17 protein-coding genes are annotated in these 16926 nt (G+C 56.8%); 11 read left to right on the top strand and 6 right to left on the bottom strand.

The window, feature by feature from the left end:
* The first annotated feature begins 65 nt into the window (after positions 1 to 65).
* The gene (locus tag NT179_02210) at positions 66 to 341 is read left to right on the top strand and encodes a hypothetical protein (protein ID MCX5720831.1); all 276 of its coding nucleotides are present in this window, start codon (positions 66 to 68) and stop codon (positions 339 to 341) included.
* Positions 342 to 1376: 1035 nt separating this feature from the next.
* Positions 1377 to 1991 (top strand): chemotaxis protein CheB, encoded by a 615-nt coding sequence (locus NT179_02205; GenBank protein ID MCX5720830.1) that lies wholly within the window; start codon positions 1377 to 1379, stop codon positions 1989 to 1991.
* Positions 1992 to 2177: 186 nt separating this feature from the next.
* Here the strand turns inward: NT179_02205 and NT179_02200 are convergent, their stop codons facing one another.
* The gene (locus NT179_02200; protein ID MCX5720829.1) at positions 2178 to 2387 is read right to left on the bottom strand and encodes a hypothetical protein; all 210 of its coding nucleotides are present in this window, start codon (positions 2385 to 2387) and stop codon (positions 2178 to 2180) included.
* A gap of 446 nt (positions 2388 to 2833) precedes the next feature.
* Between NT179_02200 and NT179_02195 the strand changes: the two genes are divergently transcribed.
* On the top strand, positions 2834 to 4135 hold the full coding sequence (locus NT179_02195) for a hypothetical protein (protein MCX5720828.1): 1302 nt from the start codon (positions 2834 to 2836) through the stop codon (positions 4133 to 4135).
* Positions 4136 to 4306: 171 nt separating this feature from the next.
* Here the strand turns inward: NT179_02195 and NT179_02190 are convergent, their stop codons facing one another.
* The 4 genes from NT179_02190 to NT179_02175 form a co-directional block, all read right to left on the bottom strand.
* Complete coding sequence (locus tag NT179_02190; GenBank protein MCX5720827.1) at positions 4307 to 4894, bottom strand: methyltransferase domain-containing protein; 588 nt, start codon at positions 4892 to 4894, stop codon at positions 4307 to 4309.
* A gap of 280 nt (positions 4895 to 5174) precedes the next feature.
* Positions 5175 to 6242 (bottom strand): medium chain dehydrogenase/reductase family protein, encoded by a 1068-nt coding sequence (locus NT179_02185; protein ID MCX5720826.1) that lies wholly within the window; start codon positions 6240 to 6242, stop codon positions 5175 to 5177.
* Positions 6243 to 6364: 122 nt separating this feature from the next.
* On the bottom strand, positions 6365 to 6598 hold the full coding sequence (locus tag NT179_02180) for a hypothetical protein (GenBank protein ID MCX5720825.1): 234 nt from the start codon (positions 6596 to 6598) through the stop codon (positions 6365 to 6367).
* 1055 nt (positions 6599 to 7653) lie between these two features.
* Entirely contained in the window at positions 7654 to 7953 is a 300-nt protein-coding gene (locus NT179_02175; GenBank protein MCX5720824.1) for a HigA family addiction module antitoxin, read from the bottom strand.
* Positions 7954 to 8221: 268 nt separating this feature from the next.
* Here NT179_02175 and NT179_02170 point away from each other — a divergent pair, with 268 nt between their 5' ends.
* The 5 genes from NT179_02170 (at position 8222) to NT179_02150 (ending at position 12970) form a co-directional block, all read left to right on the top strand.
* Positions 8222 to 8440 carry a hypothetical protein gene (locus NT179_02170; GenBank protein ID MCX5720823.1) on the top strand — a complete coding sequence of 73 codons (219 nt, stop codon included), beginning with the start codon at positions 8222 to 8224 and terminating at the stop codon, positions 8438 to 8440.
* On the top strand, positions 8437 to 8637 hold the full coding sequence (locus NT179_02165; GenBank protein MCX5720822.1) for a hypothetical protein: 201 nt from the start codon (positions 8437 to 8439) through the stop codon (positions 8635 to 8637). Before NT179_02170 ends, NT179_02165 begins: the two co-directional genes overlap by 4 nt.
* A complete protein-coding gene (locus NT179_02160; protein ID MCX5720821.1) occupies positions 8637 to 8891 on the top strand; it encodes a hypothetical protein in 255 nt (84 codons plus the stop codon). Before NT179_02165 ends, NT179_02160 begins: the two co-directional genes overlap by 1 nt.
* A 144-nt stretch (positions 8892 to 9035) precedes the next feature.
* Positions 9036 to 10934 carry a radical SAM protein gene (locus tag NT179_02155; GenBank protein MCX5720820.1) on the top strand — a complete coding sequence of 633 codons (1899 nt, stop codon included), beginning with the start codon at positions 9036 to 9038 and terminating at the stop codon, positions 10932 to 10934.
* Between the two features lie 83 nt (positions 10935 to 11017).
* A complete protein-coding gene (locus tag NT179_02150) occupies positions 11018 to 12970 on the top strand; it encodes a radical SAM protein (GenBank protein MCX5720819.1) in 1953 nt (650 codons plus the stop codon).
* A gap of 101 nt (positions 12971 to 13071) precedes the next feature.
* Here the strand turns inward: NT179_02150 and NT179_02145 are convergent, their stop codons facing one another.
* Positions 13072 to 13332 (bottom strand): hypothetical protein, encoded by a 261-nt coding sequence (locus NT179_02145; GenBank protein MCX5720818.1) that lies wholly within the window; start codon positions 13330 to 13332, stop codon positions 13072 to 13074.
* Between the two features lie 39 nt (positions 13333 to 13371).
* On the opposite strand from NT179_02145, the gene NT179_02140 reads away from it, so the two are divergent.
* From NT179_02140 to NT179_02130, 3 genes are all read left to right on the top strand, one after another.
* Complete coding sequence (locus NT179_02140) at positions 13372 to 14610, top strand: hypothetical protein (GenBank protein ID MCX5720817.1); 1239 nt, start codon at positions 13372 to 13374, stop codon at positions 14608 to 14610.
* Positions 14611 to 14720: 110 nt separating this feature from the next.
* Positions 14721 to 15650, top strand: a complete 930-nt coding sequence (locus NT179_02135; protein ID MCX5720816.1) for a PhzF family phenazine biosynthesis protein — start codon at positions 14721 to 14723, stop codon at positions 15648 to 15650.
* 218 nt (positions 15651 to 15868) lie between these two features.
* Positions 15869 to 16897, top strand: a complete 1029-nt coding sequence (locus NT179_02130) for a zinc-binding dehydrogenase (GenBank protein ID MCX5720815.1) — start codon at positions 15869 to 15871, stop codon at positions 16895 to 16897.
* Positions 16898 to 16926 lie beyond the last annotated feature (29 nt).

Here is a 16926-nt window from a genome sequence, read left to right as displayed (position 1 = left end):
GTAGTCTTGCAGCGAAGACCGGTACGGTTGTGAGTGCTCCCATGCCTCAGGAGGTGCTTATGTCTGTGGTTGATTTGTCTCCTCAGGCGAACAATGACGCGGGGGTCAGCCAATACAAGCATAGTCACATCGCTGTCGTGGCCAATTGGTTCCAGGTAGCTCTCAAGGTCGATCTGACGCTGGTCGAAGCCCATGATAACTTGGGGCTCAGGCTTGACGAGATGGGACAATATGAAGAGGTGGCCGTTGTTTTCAGGCAGGCCGCAGCATGGTGCCCGCAAATCCTGCCATCAGGATGCATCGATTCTCAAGAAATGCCCGGGAATAGAGGCGTCGAATAGGCTCGTGATGTGGCTCATCGGGTATTATGCAGAGGTTCCAGCAGGGTTGTATCGAGTACACCACTGAGGGGTAGGGAACAGGGTTTGTCCGAATCCTTGTTTTATGACTCTCAATAAAGGAGGCATACCATGGCGGAAAAATCATGCGCGCATCCGACCTGTACGTGTCCGGCAGAGCCGGGGAGGGAATTTTGTTCGTCGAATTGCCGAGAGGCAAAATCAGGGGGACCCTGCCCCTGTGCCCATAAGGGGTGCGGCAGTAAGCCTCAGTAGGTGAGCGTTCACAGGTTACACACAATTATCACAGACGATGAGGTGCGTATGTCGTGGTCAAAACATACATGCGGTAGGGCTCCCCACTCACTCTCCACCCGAAGGTGGGTCGGGAATGCCCCTCGACTGGTGGCCATTGTCATTTTGAGCGTCCTTTCGGCACAGGCGGTTTCCGTTTTTGGTTTTCCACCCGCTCCGCCTGAGAGCGGTGGTGAGCCAACTCCAGGCAAAGTCCCCGAGAAGCCGTTGGAGCCTGCTGTTCCACCCAGTTCTCCGTCCCGGATCGATCCGGGCATCCAACATGTGCCGGAGCAACACGGAGATCCCCGCGCTGCCGTGAAACCGCCCAACATGGATCCAGGCATATCCACGAATCCTGACGTGGCACCTCCCGCAGAGAAGGGCGGTGGCGGAGCCCCGCAAGGGAAACCACACGTTCGATAATGAATGGAGTGGCCCACAAGAGGAGCAGTGAAGCGTGGTGAACTCGGGGAGTCGCGTGTCGAATCATGTAGTTCCTTGGGCAGGCGGGGCCGCACTGAACAAGCGTACGGCCCCACGAGATTAGTGTAGCTAGTGAGAGATTTGTATTGTCTGGTTCGTTTGTCGAGCAAGGAAACCAGGTGAATCAGCTTCCCGCCACGCGCCGTGACCGCGAAATAGTTTCAGTCTTTTCCCTGTGGACCCAATGGTCACGACTCAGGCCTGACCTCAAATCATGACCCTTGTATATCGAAATCGGCGACGGGAAAGGTGAGGGAGATGTCGGTTAAAGAGGGTCCCTTGGTGAGAAATTTTCCTATTGCTTGCGTCGGCGGTTCAGCTGGTGGCCTCGACGCCTATATTCGGCTATTGCAAAATCTTCCGGCTGACATGGGTGTAGCGATTGTCATCGTGAATCACATCACAAGCATGCCTACCCACCTCCATGAAGTTCTTCCTCGCTTCACATCTATGCCGGTTACTCTCATCACGGAAAGTTTGTTAGTCGAGCCGAACCATGTATTTATCATCCCTGAGAATCGTGATTTACACGTCCTGAATGGAGAGTTTCGCCTCAAGCCGATATCAAAGCCTCGAGGCTGGCCTGACGTCATTACGGTATTCCTGCAGTCACTGACCGATTACTGGGACGGCAAGCTGATTGCCGTTATTGTTTCTGGCTATGATGGCGACGGGGCAGCAGCGCTGTGCGGCATCAAAGCAATAGGCGGCATTACGATCGCGCAGAAGCTGAGTACGGCGAGTCAGCCGGACATGCCGGAGAGCGCAATCGCCAGTGGGTGCATCGATTTTGTCCTGTCGCCAGAAGATATCGCGAAGGAAATTGTGCGAATTGCGCGTGCTGAAGACAGTAAAGGAGATCGTCCAGAGTAAAAGGATCTGGATAAACTAGCCGTGGTTTCGTGGATAATTTCAAAGTGGGACAATAACCCGCGGAAGAAGAAAAGGGGCCAGCTCAGCCTGTGCCATTTTATATTCTCGGAAAGACCAGATAAACCAGATGCACCAGCTCCCCGCCACGGCCGTGAAAGGGGGCTGGCCCTGTGGCATGGCCGGTGCTTATTTCACAGCGACAGTTTGCTTGAGGGTAAAGATCCCAACCCCCCTGGTCACTTTCACCTGCCCTGTGCGGTTCAAGCGAGACACTTCTTGAAAGAGCTCATTCCAGGTGAATTCCGGATAGCGAGCTACTAAGGCCTCGAACTCGCATTCCAGGGGGACTTGGAGCATGTCGAGGGTCCGGTCGGTAATGGGTTTCTGTAGGGCCATCGGGGTTGCTCCTTGTTCCGCTGTGCGCGTGTCGTGACGAGTGCGCAGAGCGACATCGGTGGTGGAACGGCGGAGACTGGAGAATCGATCGCGTGAGGAAGGACCGGGAAACGCGAGGGATGAGACAGTCAGCGTAGTTGAAACGCCTGGATTCATGCTGCGTGCGAAACGACCGCTCGTCAAGCTGCCTTATTCGTGGACTCTCGTTCGTCGCACCACACGCACGAGACAGGCCGAAGACACCAGATAAACCAGCTCCCGCCACGCGTCGCGAAATGGGTTCTGGCACTCTTTGCACTTAAGCGATGTTTGACACCGTTTAATTTTCTCATGATAATCGTTGCCGGCTGAAAAGTGTGGAGGGGGAGACTAAGATGCGTGTAGGACTTTTGACGACCTCAATCGTGGCGTTGTGTCTCTGGGGTTGTCAGCCAGCCAGGAATGAAATGAACACGCCGCCAACTCAGCCGTCGGCTTCTCTCGCGCAGTTGGCTGCTCGGGCGGGGTTCAGGGTTTTCGACTTTCCGCGGGATACTTTCAAGCCCGGCACAATCACCCAAATAGATTCAACCGGGAACATTGTCAGAACCCCGGCCGGGTCGTTGCAGGAGTGCCAGGAAGTTCAAAGGGGCAAGGGGAATGAGGCGTCGCTCAAGGTGCATCGAGGGAAAGGCCCCAGTGGCAACTTTGAGGCGCTAGACACGAGCGGCGCGCAAGTCGACTTGCAAATGCTGGAGCAAATTCTGCCGGTCCATTTTGGCGCAACGGCAAAATCAGCAGCGTACGTGGTGATGAAGGTTCCCTCCACCTCGTCGGAGTATCTCGGCTCGATTCAAATCGAAAAATGGCTGGCCGATGAGTGGGAGAAGCTGCCTGAGGCATGCCGGAATGCGCTCACGGACCCCGGAAAGGCCATCGTGGACGAAGTGCTGTACGCAGACAAAGGATTTGAGCTGAGCTTTTTGACCGCCGATTTAAAGGCCATGGATTTAGCCGCCGTTCCGTTCGAGCATCTTGTCAAGGCCGGCGCAGAAGTCGTAGGCGCGCGCATTGAGGCCAATCGCATGACATTCAAAGCGGATCTTCCATATTGGTATACGCTCTATCGTTCGTGCCGGTACTTCGACCCGGCACGTCTTACGGAAGAAGCCTACCGCCGATGCGTGAGGGAATTGCCTGTGGCCTCCAGGCAGCCGATTGTTACGGAATCAGTCCGCAGGCTGAAGAATCAATATGCGGCAATGCTGGAAGCGAGTTACGCCCGTGAATTGTCAGTGGATGAGTTCAAAGCGATCGACTCCGTTATCGATTTTCAGTTGGCAATCGATCCGCGTGACGGGCATGGATGGTATTACCGGGGCGAAGTGCAGAGGCTGCGATACAGAAAAGACCGAAACGGGGCTGGTTACCTCGGCAGCCACAGCCATTTTTACAAATACGCCAACTCCCTTGAAGTCGTGTCCCGGGAAGGCCGCGCCAGGCCTTCAGGATGTGCTGATGACGAAAACGGCTATTGCACGGAACGCACGGCGTGGGTAAGTAATTTGCTGGCGTTGGATTTCTACCGCATGGCTCTCCTCAAGCCTGAGGAGAAACGCAAGGGAGATTTATGCCAGGCGGTGAAACACGCAGAAGGGGTGCTCAAATTGCGCAAGCAAGGATTTCGCGATCCCCTGCAGGGTGTACCGACGCAGGATCTTCTCGACGAAGCGCGTAAACAGCTGGCTGGACTCGGTCCCTGTCCGTGAGGTAAGCCTCAGGAGGTTGCCAGCATCCGCGTAAGCCAGATGATCTTCCTTTGCGAACGACGAGATATGAGCGACGAACGACAAAGATTTCCTGGCTGGCCTTGCCCGTTCGTCGAGTCACACTAACTCGACAGACTGGATAGACCAGACGAACCAGAAAGACCAGTGGGCCTAGTTTCCCGTCACGCGGCGCAGTACGCGCACCCGCTCCCGGCCTTCGCGACCGGGAAAGGCCACATCCGGCACATAATCCTCGACGATGTCGTAGTCCTTTGCAAAGAGCGCTGTTAGATCAGCCTCGCTGAAAGGGAAGGGAGGCCCCACTTCACCAGGGCCGAGCGCCGGATTAATGAACCAGACCCCGATCAGCAAGCCTCCACGACGCAGCGTGAGATCGATGCCACGCCGGTAATCGGCGCGAAGCGACGGAGGCAGCCCGCTCATGCAGGTATGTTCCAGCACTACATCATAGGCGCCGCGCATGGCCTCCGGCGGATCAAACAAACTTCCCGTCACGAAGCGCTCCGCCAGATGGGGATACTTCGCGCGCGCCTCCGCGATCCCAGTCGGCGCGATGTCCAGCCCCGTTGCATCCAGCCCCTGCTCCACCGCTAGCGCCACCTCATGCCCGCGGCCGCAGCCAGGCACCAGCGCACGCCCACGCACCGGATGACGCGCCAGATACTGCTTCATCGCCGGAGCCGGGGCGCCTTTATCCCAGAGCACCTCGCCTTTTTGATATTTTTCATCCCAGTTCATGCGCTTCATCTAACGGAGTGGTCAGTGCGAAGTCAATCAGGAAGGGCAATCGCCTCCTCATGGAGTGCCCGGTGCTCATCATCCGAAGTCTGATTGGAAGAGAGGATTGGAAAGTAAAAATTACCGCGACGCTGGGATTGGAATCGACGATGCGGAGGCGAGGAAGGCCAAGGGCGCCGCCAGAAAAGTAGCCTCTCCCCCTCTTGTCCAAGATAACTTTTTGCCAAAGCGATCTTGGACAGCAGTGAGCCTCTCCCATTTTCTTGTCCGCATACCGTGGTTACGCCGCTCCTGATTCAAGCGACGATCCGTTGCGCACGAGCACGATCTTGCCTGTGACGCCTCCCGTCCCGAGCAACTCGTGCGCCTGTCTTGCCTCGGTAAGGGGAAATCGCCGCGCGATCAGAGGCTTGATCTTTCGCTGTTGAAGGAGGTCAAGTAGAGCGATCAAATCCTGCCGAAACAATGCCAGTCTCAGTCGTTTAAGCCACTGGATGCTGTAGGGGACCACCCGTTTTCTGCCCGGGAAAAGCCAGCCACCGGCAATATATAACCCGAAGATGGCGATTCCGCGAAAGCGGTGACGCCCACCTGAATGACCTGAAGCCAATCGTCCTCCACGTAGCGAGCCAGTAAGGCCATAGGCCACGACCGTCCCGCCAGAACGCAGAGCCTTGCGGGAACGCCAGATATGCGTGCCACCGATGCTGTCAAAGACAACGTCCACGCCCTCGCTCGTGAGGCGATGAATTTCTTTCACGAAGTCCTGACGCTCGTAATCAATTGGGATAGCGCCCAGGTTGGAAACGACCGACGCCCCTCGCGATGAACAGGTACCGTACATCTCCAGTCCGGCCAGGCGCCCAAGCTGCAAGGATGCCGAGCCAACCCCACCTGCCGCGCCGTGAATCAATACGCGCTGGCCCGGTCTGACGTGAGCCGAACGATGCAGCATCTGGTACGCCGTGACGTAGTTCAGAATGAGGCTGACAGCTTCAGCGGCGTCCAGCCCAGATGGCACCGGAACCAGTTCACGTTGCGGCAGGCAGACGAACTCTGCGTACGCACCGCTGATCGGCAGCGCGGCAACGATTTGGCCTGGTTCGATTCCAGAGATACCGTCGCCGAGCCGATCCACCGCGCCCACCAGATCCCATCCCGGCGTGAAGGGCAGCGGGGGCGTCTCGGGATGAATGCCCTCGCGCATCATCAGGTCGGGCAAGGAGACACCCGCGGCCAGCACTCTCACCCGCACTTCACCGTCCTTCGGCTCGGGGCACTCTTCTTCAATCACCCGAAGTTCTTCGGGACCGCCGTAGTGATTGACGATAATGCGCGTGTGTTTCACGGACCGCTTCCTAGTCTGCCGGACGTTCGACCTTGTGCGGCGTCACTATTGAGTCTACCGACCGGCTAGCTCCCGCATAACTTAGAGCAGCGTGCGCCGGGAAATGGGGCCTGACACTGTGGCTATCCGAGGAATGTTGGCTTGCAAGACCTGACCACGTTTCTTTCATTTGACTTGCGCCATTGGGCGATTCTTTCTTTCAGCTCTTCCTGCGTGAGAAGCCGTCCCTCCGCCACGTCCTGAAGACCCTTCTCCACTTGTTGCTTGAAGAACCGCTCTTCCATGATCGCGCCGGTGGTTACATCGTCAGGCAGTTTCTGAATCATCGCGAGCGCTTCAGCTTTGGCTTTTGCCATGCGGGTCTCCTCTCGGCTGGTTCGTGCGATTAGGCTATGCCCGGATGTCCAAAAATACAAGCCTGATTCAGGAAGCCTATGCGGCGTAGTCAGCGGGTGTGCCAAACAAGGGGAGTCGTCCGACGCGACGGTTCAGGACGTGATAGGCGAGGTCTCCAGCAGCAAGGCGTGGGCGGCGTGGCATGGGAGAATTTCTAGCGAAATCGTCGCAATCCTGTCAAGAAAAAGACTCACGATTCATTTTCTTGTCCCCCATCTTTTATTGTGGCGTCATGGGTATGTCTTTCCCTGTGTATTTATGATTTGTTTGATTCGCTCTTGCCAGTTTCGCGTTGCCTCACGATCAATGCCCATATCTACCCATTCAGGCTGAGTTACCATTCCTCCTAACAATGGCCCTAGGAATGCCATCATCACATAAGTATTTTCGTGTTCTTGCGTTACCTGCCGTTCTACACGCACTGTTACCGTAACTGGTTGAGTATCCATAACGTGCACCACCGTTCGCATTCTTGCGCATGGCAATGAACCTCCTCGCGCCAGCCCCGCCCAGCACGTATCTATAACGGTCCATATTGATCGAATTTCCCCTGTATTTACACTGTCATACTCGAGGGTATTTATTTTCTGAATAGCGCGGGCAATTTCTCGTATCGTGCCTTGGTAATCCATCGTTGTATTCAGTACTACAGGCACAGATTCATCATGTCGTATATTGCCTCCCGTGGGCCCTATTGCGCACCCTGAAATAACGATCAAAAACATACCGAATGTTATTAACTGCCTGAATGCAACTATCATGAGCACCTCACAGCCATGAAGAGAGGAAAGGGTCGGGAGTCTTTGTCTCAGAATCTTTTCAGTCGTCCTCGTGACCGAGCGTCGATTCCATTCGAATCGCTTTGCAATTTGCCGTACTGACCTTCCCCTCAAAACTACACCATTGACCGAGCACCGCCCATGTTTCGTCAATACAATAGGCTCTTGTGTGAGCGGTCAGCAAACATGGAAAAGTACCGGGCTGCCCCTGCCTTTCCCTCCCGCTCTGATCGGCTTTAGGCCGATGCCAATGCGTCTTTCACGCGCCGAACCTTGATCTTTCCAACCTGTTTCTCTACCTGCGCCAGATCGTAGGCTGCCTGTATCCGTAACCAGGTTTCCGCGCCGCCGCCAAATGCTTTTTCTAGCCGGATCGCCATTTCGGCGGAAATCCCGGCCTTGCCGCTGACCAGGTTATTCATGGCCTGCCGCGTGACACCCAGCGCCTTTGCTCCTGCTGCTATGGAGAGCCCGAGCGGGTCGAGGCAGTCATGCCGCACCGACAATCCTGGGTGGGGAGGGTTTTTCATACGCATCGTTGGGCTCCTTAATGGGTCTCACAAAGGCCAAGAGCTTTCGGTATGTTACGTTTTCTAGCCTGGCAGGTCTATGCCTTGAATGTGGATGAAGCGGTTCTGCCGCTGATGCGGGATCTTATGATGAGAGCGAGGGAGGTGTCAGGGGGGTAGGCCTCCACAGAGCTGATTATGCTCCTTGAGCATACCGCGGACCCATCTTGAATAAGGACGGGACAGATCGTTCCGGACGTTGGACGGCCTCTCTCTGAAATGCTAGGATGCCGTTATGCTGATTACCACTGGAACAGTCCATGGCGGGACGATCAAGGTCGATGCGAAGAGTCTGCCTGAAGGAACGGTTGTGACGGTGCTGGCCTCGGAGGGGGACGAAACATTCGAGCTCCTTCCTCAGGAGGAGGCCAAGCTGCTCGCGGCTATCGCAGAAGCCGAGCGAGGAGAGACGGCAAGCGCGTCGCAGGTCTTGGCGGGATTAGGTGATATATGAGCAACGTAGAAGCCATTGAACAACAGATTGCGAAGTTTTCTCCCGCTGAGCTCGCGGCGTTTCGTCGGTGGTATGCGGCGTTCGACGCAGAGGCCTGGGACCGTCAGTTCGAGGCCGATGTGAAGGCTGGCAAGCTCGATGCGTTAGGCGAGGAAGCTCTCCGTGCATACACCTCCGGCCAGTCGAAACGACTTTAATCCATCACGCCTCACCTGATTTTTGGACCTGTTACAACGTGCTGCCTGCCTCGATCCGCGAACAGGCTGATCACGCATTTGAACTTCTGAAGGCAAACCCCAGGCATCCGTCGTTGCATTTCAAGCAAGTGGGCCGGTTCTGGTCGGCCAGAGTTGGACTTCAGTACCGAGCGGTAGGGGTGGAAGCACCGGATGGTATCGTTTGGTTCTGGATCGGCACACACGCAGAGTACGACAAGCTCATTCGGTCGTAGCCGCAGCGCGGCTATGGAGAATAGTCGCGCCATTCCCGCCCTTGAATATCCTTCTTCCGCCCTCGTACAATGACGCTTCTCTGCCCTAACCATTTGGCATTCTGAGGATTTCAGGGTGCCGGTACGATAGGAGAGCAGGCCGGCATGCGCATTGAGTATTCGAAGGGCGAACGGGCCTCCAAAGAGCTGATTCTGCTCCAGCGGCAAGCTTCCGAAGCCAGCAGCGGCCGGAAGATGAAGGTCATGTTGATCTTCCCGCCGGACTGGTTCCCCTCTGAACCCTATCTCAGCCTTCCCTCCCTTACCGCCGTCCTTCGTCAGGCCGGCCATACTGTTATCCAAAAAGACATCAACCTCGAAATGTGGGACTGGTACTTCAGCGAGGACTTCCTCAAGAGGGTCCTGCGCCGGGTGCCGCAGCAGCTCGACCGACTCCGCAAGCTCTCGAAGAAGCGCGACCTGAGTGACGCCGAGATGGATTTGCAGCTCTCCCTCTGTGATTTGAGCCGCCAGCGGATCGATGAATTGATCAAGAAAGCGGAGAAGGCCAAGGCGATCATCCGAGGGGAAGTCTTTTACGAAATCGATCAGTTAGAGTGGGCTATCAATGTCTTCCGTGAGGTTACGTCCGTTATCTCGATGGTCTATGCCCCGGCGCGGATCTGCATGCCGCCGATGGAGACGGATCTGTCCTATAAGGTCTTCGTCTCCTCCGAGGTCATGGACGCGGTGAACGATACCCAGGTGAATATCTATCGCGATGTGTTCGAGCAGCTGGTGAAGCCGGCCATCGAAGAAGAACAGCCGGACGTGATCGGCATCTCAATCGTCTTGCAGCAGCAGATGTTCTCCTCCATGACCTTCTGCGCCCTGATTAAGCAGCACTTCCCCCATATCCATCTGACGATCGGCGGGAACACGGTCACGCGCCTGCGCGATGTGCTGCCCCAGTCGCCTCTGTTCCAATATTTCGATAGCGCTGTGGTCTATGAAGGGGAGACGGCTTTCGTGCAGCTGGTGTCGGCTGTGGGGGCTAAGCGGAGCCTGGCGGACGTGCCCAATACGATCTACAAGGACGAGACCGGCGTCCATGTGTCTGCCACGAGCTACGCGGAAGACATGCATGCGCTGCCTCCGCCTGATTTCGACGGGCTGCCGTTGGAGAAATACTTTGTGCCGACGAAAATCCTGCCCTATCTGGCGACGCGCGGTTGTTATTGGGGCCGCTGCGAGTTCTGCGACCATGGCGAGGGCTATACGGCTGGTTATCGCACGAAGAAGATTCAGGACATTCTGGGGGAGATCCGGCATCTGCGCGATAAGTACGGGGCGAAGCATTTCCACTTCACCGACGAGTCCTACCCACCGGCGCTCTTTCGCAAGTTGGCTCGTGGCTTGATCGAGACCAAGATGGACATCGTCTGGACGACCCACATGCGGTTTGAGAAGAGCCTGCTGGAAGATCAGGTCTGGCAGGATGCGAAGGACTCCGGCTGCAAGTATCTCCACTTCGGCTATGAGTCGGGGAACGAGCGGGTGCTGAAGCTGATGGACAAGGCCACGACGACGGAGATCATGACGAAGCACTTAGAGCTCACGGCCAAGGCCGGCATCTGGAACCATTGCATGGGCTTCTTCGGCTTTCCCGGTGAAACGAAGGAAGAGGCTTGGTCTTCGGTGGAGTTTCTGGAGCAGAACAAAGACCATGTGCATTCGCTGGGCTTCGGCACCTTCGACCTGGGGCGCCACAACCCTGTGGCGAAGAACCCGGAGAAGTGGGGCGTGACCGCCTATAAGAACTCGGAATGGGACCTGGCTCTCGACTATTACTACACGGTGAAGAACGGGATGAGTATCGAAGAGGCGGAGCGGGTCTTCGAACAGTTCGAGCGGAACCATAATCCCGGTTGGGACCTGCGGCTCTTCATCCGCGAATACATCTTCCTCTACATCGCGAAGTTCGGCTTGGAGAAGTTGCAGGATCTGCAGTTCAAGGCGGCGAAGATTGTCAGCGTGGCCCCATCATTAGCTGGAAAAATGTGACGTTGAATAGTGCTGAGTTCTGGGTGCTGAGTGCTGAGTGATCTGAAGAGACGCTTCACGAATGACGATGAAAGAAACCACGCATGAGTAGCTCAGGACTCGTACAAATCCAAGGCTTGGCTCCGATCAAGCAAGAGGATCGGAAGCAGTCGAAGGTCATGCTGCTGTTCCCACCTGAGTGGGTGCCGACGGCTCCCTATCTGGCCTTGCCTTCGTTGACGGCGGTACTCCGCGAAGCGGGCCACAAGGTTGTGCAGCGCGACATCAATATCGAGATGTACGACCATTTCTTCACGATGGAGTTCCTGATCTGGGTGAAGGCCCGGCTAGGGATGCAGCTCAAGCCCCTTCAAGATAAAGAGAAGGCCGGGACCCTGACCGAGCAGCAGGCGCATCAGAAATCCGTGGTGGAGCAGGCCTATGCGGTGGATGTGTTCGATCTGGCGGAGCGGGCCGAGGATGCCAAGCTGATCGTGCGGGGCGAGCGGTTCTATCAGGCTGAGAAGCTGGAAGGGGCGCTGAACTGCTTCCGCGAGGTGATGCATTACATTTCCGCTGCCTATTATCCCGCCTCGATCGTGTTCTATCCGATGGAAAGCAACCTGGGCTATCGGCCCGGCGTCTCGAAAGAGGTCTTTGCCTGTCTGGACGATGAACAGGTGAACGTCTATCGGGATATCTGCAACCAGTTGGTGATGCCGGCTGTGGCGAAAGAGAAGCCGGACGTGGTCGGGATCTCGATCGGGACTCAGATGCAGCTGCTGGCTGGCCTGACGTTCTGCAAGATGATCAAGGAGACCTTCCCCCACATCCATGTGGTGGTGGGGGGCAATGTCATCACGAGATTGCAGGAAGAGCTGCCGAACCAGGAACGGTTCTTCACAGAGCTCTTCGACTCGGCCATCCTCTATGAAGGGGAACATGCGCTGCTTTGGTTGATTGAGGCCTTGAACGGGGAGCGGCTTATCGCCTCCGTGCCTAACTTGATGTATCGCGATGAGTCAGGCCTCCACCGGAATCTGGAAGTCTATACGGAGAAGACGACGTCGCTGCCTCTGCCGGACTTCGAGGGGCTGCCGCTGGAGAAATACTTCGTGCCGGAGCTGATCATTCCCTACCTCGCGACGCGCGGCTGCTATTGGGGCCGCTGCACGTTCTGCGACCATGGCCAGGGCTACTTCGATCAATATCGCGGTGTGCCGGCTCAGCAAGTGATCGAGCAGATCAAGACGCTGCGGGACAAGTACCACTGTAAGCACTTCCTCTTTTCTGATGAGTCGTACCCGCCGGCCCTGTTCAAGAAGGTGTCGCAACTCTTGGTCGAGCAGAACGTCGGGATCAAGTGGACGACGCTGATCCGGTTCGAAGAAACGCTGCAAGACCAGGAGATCTGGGACCTGGCGGCGAAGGCCGGCTGCTGCACCCTCTATTACGGGATGGAGTCGGCGAACGAGCGGGTGCTGAACCTCATGGACAAGCATGCCAAGAAGAGCGTGATCCAGAACAACCTCCATCAGGCGGCCAAGGCGGGGATCTGGAACCATGTGATGGCTTTCTATGGCTTCCCAGGCGAGACGAGGGACGAGGCGCTGGAGACCCGCCAGTTCGTCATCGACAACCAGCCGGTGATCCATTCGGTGGAGCTCTTCTACTTTGTGGCCTATCGCCATACGCCGATGGTGCGGAACCCGGAGAAGTTCGGCATTACGATCCACAAGCAAGAGGACTACGATCTGCCCCTGGACTATTACTACACGTTGAACGATCCGAGCACGCTCTCCTGTATGGATGCGATGCAGCTCTGCGAAGAATTCTACAAGAACGACTTCCAGCCCTGGGCCGTGCGGGTGAATTCCCGCGAGCACGTTTTCCTCTACATCTCCAAGTTCGGGACGAACCAGCTGCCGCAGATCTATGCCCAGCAGACGCAGATCCTTGGCTCGCCGGACGGTGTGTCAGGCCTGGTTACCTGGCCGGTGGCACAGTCGGAGGGGGATGAAGTTATGGCCAGAGTCACGAGCCACGATGCGGGTTAGCAGGATGATCAAAACGCCAGGTAACAAGGCCGCAGGGAGTACGGTGACTGAGGCGTACCCTCTGGGGTACGTCGCAGGGAGACGTACGACTGAGAACGCAGTTAGGTGGCGTTTTCATCATCCGGAACTAGCACGGCGGAGAGTAGGGCGTAAGCTGCTTCGATGAGTGTGGTCATCTCTTCGGCCTTCTTGTAAGACTGCATGTACTGTTTGGGGTTGTTGGTCAGATTTGCGTAACGGGCGGAGTTCCAGGTATGGAGCAGCGCTCGCCTGGTCTGCTCAAGGGTTTCGGGGGTGATGGGGAGGGTCAGTCCCAGTACCTCCAATGCGTGGTTCACGTCTTCTTGGGTTACCTCGGCCATAGGGCAAGTCTGACAAACGTGATATAAATCTGTCAAACGATGCCGACGCAACTGCCCATCCTTCAAGCCGTTCCCATCTTCACGAACAAAGACTATCGTGAGGTCCTGCGCAAGGAAATGGACGCGGGCAAGATTCCGCTCAGCCTGGGGCGCGATTGCCCGGTGAAGTGCGAGTTCTGCTACGAGCTGGACCATTCCTACCGCGAAACGCTCGATCCTCCCAAAACCAGCGACGAGGATTGGAGATACATCCTCGACTACATCAGCAAGAAGCCCACGGACCCGAAACAGTTTTGGTGTCTGGGCGGCAACGAATATATGGAATGGACCGATCTGTTCCTCCATCCGAAGGCGATGGAGTGGGTCGAGGACTTCCTCACCTATACGGACAAGAGCATCCAGTTCTTTACCGTGGGATATGTGCATGTGCCGAAGATCCATCAGCTCGTGGCGCAGTTCCCTGGACGGATCAACTTCGAGCTGTCGGTCATTACCCTGAGCGACTACCGCCAGAGGTTGATGCCCCATGCCCCCTCGGTCAAACATGTGCTGAAAGTTTTGGATGGGCCGGCTGTCTCGTCGGCCAATTTTTACGCCTTCGATGAACACACGATGTCGAAGGATGCGGCCTTGATCTCCTCGATCAATAAGGACTGCGTGCTCTGGATGGGGACCCTGACGCCGGTGCGAGGTTTGAAAGAGGAGACGTCGAATCTGATGCGGCAGGGGCGGAAGCATCTGCCGGGGGAAGCGCTGCGGATCTATGAGGCGGGGCTGCCGAACCTCCAGACGATCCATACCGAATCCTATGCGACGGCCTTTCTCAACCGGAAACGGATCGTGAGCAGCTTTGATTCGTTGGAGCTGGAAAAGAAGGATACGGTCGTCACGGCTGCGAGCGTCCACAAGGTCCTGACTCTGTACCGGAAGAACCGCGCCAAGTTCCTCTATGTGCCGAACGCGCTGCTGAGTGGCGATTCGGACTGTACGGTCCTCTTGACCTTCGACGACATCGCCCGCAGGCTGACCAACCAGAAAATAATCCATATCCCCAAGTGCATTATGCAGTCGGGCCGCGGCCCCTATAGCGATATCACGGGGGTGACGCTGGAGCAGTTTGCGAAGAAGACCGGCGTGACGGTCAAGGTCCTGCACAAGATCGATACGAGATTTGCCAACGAGCTGCTCTACCGGAACGGCTCGCTCCAGAACTTTGTGGAGAATTATCTGCGGAGTCCGATGAGGCAGGAGTTTGAAGCGCTTCCGCAGCCTGCGTAGCAGGATGCTCGCATCGTCTGTGCCTTGCGGGCGACCTTTTTGAGCATCCTGTAAAAATGTTCTATAGTGTGTGTCACAGTCGTTGCTCCTCAGCCTGCTAGGAGGTCCGAATGCCTGAGCGACACCAGCTCAAATTTTATCAAGCCGATGTTTTTACTTCGCTGCCGTTCGGCGGGAACCCGGTTGCGGTTTTCCCCGAAGCGCAGGGTCTCGACGATGATCAATTGCAGCAGATCGCCCGGGAGATGAATCTCTCCGAGACGGTCTTCGTGTTGCCGCCGACGGACCCTGCGGCCGTTGTGCGCCTCAGAATTTTCACCCCGACACAGGAGATTCCCTTTGCCGGTCATCCAGTGCTGGGGACCTTTTACGTCTTGGCCCAGCTCGGGCTGATTGCCATCACCGATGGCGTGACTCGCGTGATGCAGGAATGCAATATCGGCCTCTTTCCCGTCGAGATCCATGCGCAAGAGGGGCTAATTACCCGGGTGGTGATGACCCAGCCGAAACCGCTGTTTCTCGGGTCGGTGGAGGATTCGGACGATCTGTTCGACATTGCAAAGGCTCTGGGCCTGTCGAAAAACCAGATCACCGATACGAATCGGCCGGTGATGGTGGTCTCGACCGGACTACCGGTCTTGATTGTGCCGGTGCGGACCCTCACGGCCGTGAGGTCGATCGTGCCGGACGCTGCGGCGATTATCGAGGTCTGTGGGCGGGTCGGCGCCAACGGCATTATGGTCTTTACGAGCGTAACGGTGGAGGACCATGCGACAGTGCATACGAGAATGTTTGCGCCTTCGATCGGCATCCTGGAAGATCCTGCCACAGGGAGCGCCAGCGGAGCGATGGGCGCTTATTTGGTCCATAATGGGCTGGTGGAAGTGGGGCCGATGACGGAACTCATCGTCGAGCAGGGCTATGAGATCGCTCGTCCGTCCCGCATCCTGGTCCAAGTGGAATCGGAGGACGACGCGATCCAGACGGTGAAGGTGGGGGGGCAATGTGTGATGGTGGTCAAGGGCACATTGGCCTTTTAACCGCAGGATGATGAAAACGCCATCTAACGGCGTTCTCGGTCACATGTCTCCCTGCGACGTACCCCAAAGGGTACGCCTCAGTCACCATGTTCCCTGCGGCCTTGTTATATGGCGTTTTGATCATCCTGCAGGTGTGAGAACTGGGCTTTCGGAAACCAGTTAGGTGACACGCCGTTCGACGAACAATAGTTGGCTGACCGCTTGAACCAAGGAGCCCTATGAAAGCTGTAATCTTTCGTGCGCATGGTGGACCGGATAAACTTTCCTATGAGGATTTTCCGACGCCGACTCTCGGTCCGGAGGATGTGCTAGTTCGGGTGAAGGCCTGTGCGTTGAATCACCTGGACATCTGGGTCAGGGAAGGGAATCCGGCCTATCCCATGCCGCTGCCTCATGTATCCGGGTCGGATGTGGCAGGGATCGTGGAGCAAGTCGGTCCTCACGTGGAGGGGGTCTTGGTCGGGCAGCGGGTCTTTATTTCGCCAGGGATCAGTTGTTGGCGCTGCGAGGCCTGTCTCGCCGGGCGAGACAACTTCTGCCGCTCCTATGGACTGCTTGGCGCCATAGTCCATGGAGGCTACGCCGAGTATGTCAAAGTTCCCGTTCGCAATGTGCTGCCGATTCCCGAGAACCTGTCGTTCGAGCAGGCGGCGGCCTTTCCGCTCGTGTCGGTGACCGCGTCGCACATGCTGTTTGCCAAGGCCGGGCTGCAGCATGGTGAAACGGTGCTCATCATGGGCGGCGGTAGCGGAGTCGGAAGCATGGCGATTCAAATGGCTAAGCTGGCTGGAGCGAGGGTCATCACGACCGTCGGGTCCGATGACAAGATTCCCAAAGCGGTGATTCTTGGCGCGGATGCGGTGATCAACCATGCGACGGAGAAGGTTGCGGAGCGCGTGAAGCTGCTGACCGAAGGGCGCGGCGTCGATGTCGTGATCGAGCATATCGGCCCGGTGGTGTGGGATAGCTGTCTGGAATCGCTCGCGAAGGGCGGGCGGTTGGTGACCTGTGGCGCGACGAGCGGGGGAGACGTGCAGCTCAACCTGCGCTATGTCTTTGCCCGCCAGCTGACGATCAAGGGTTCCTACATGGGCACTCGTGCAGAACTCGTGAAGGCGGCGGAGCTCATGGGCCAGAAGCGCTTGATATCGGTGATCGACCGCACCTTTCCGCTTCAGGAGGCTCGCGCGGCGCAGCTGTATATGCTGAGCCGGAAGTTCTTTGGCAAGATCGTGCTTACTGTTTGACGGACGTTGAAAACGGCTTCCGGCTGCGT

The sequence above is a fragment of the Nitrospirota bacterium genome (assembly GCA_026387665.1).
GTDB lineage: Bacteria > Nitrospirota > Nitrospiria > Nitrospirales > Nitrospiraceae > Palsa-1315.
Note: the sequence above shows the minus strand (reverse complement) of the source record. Positions and strands in the feature narration are given on the sequence as shown.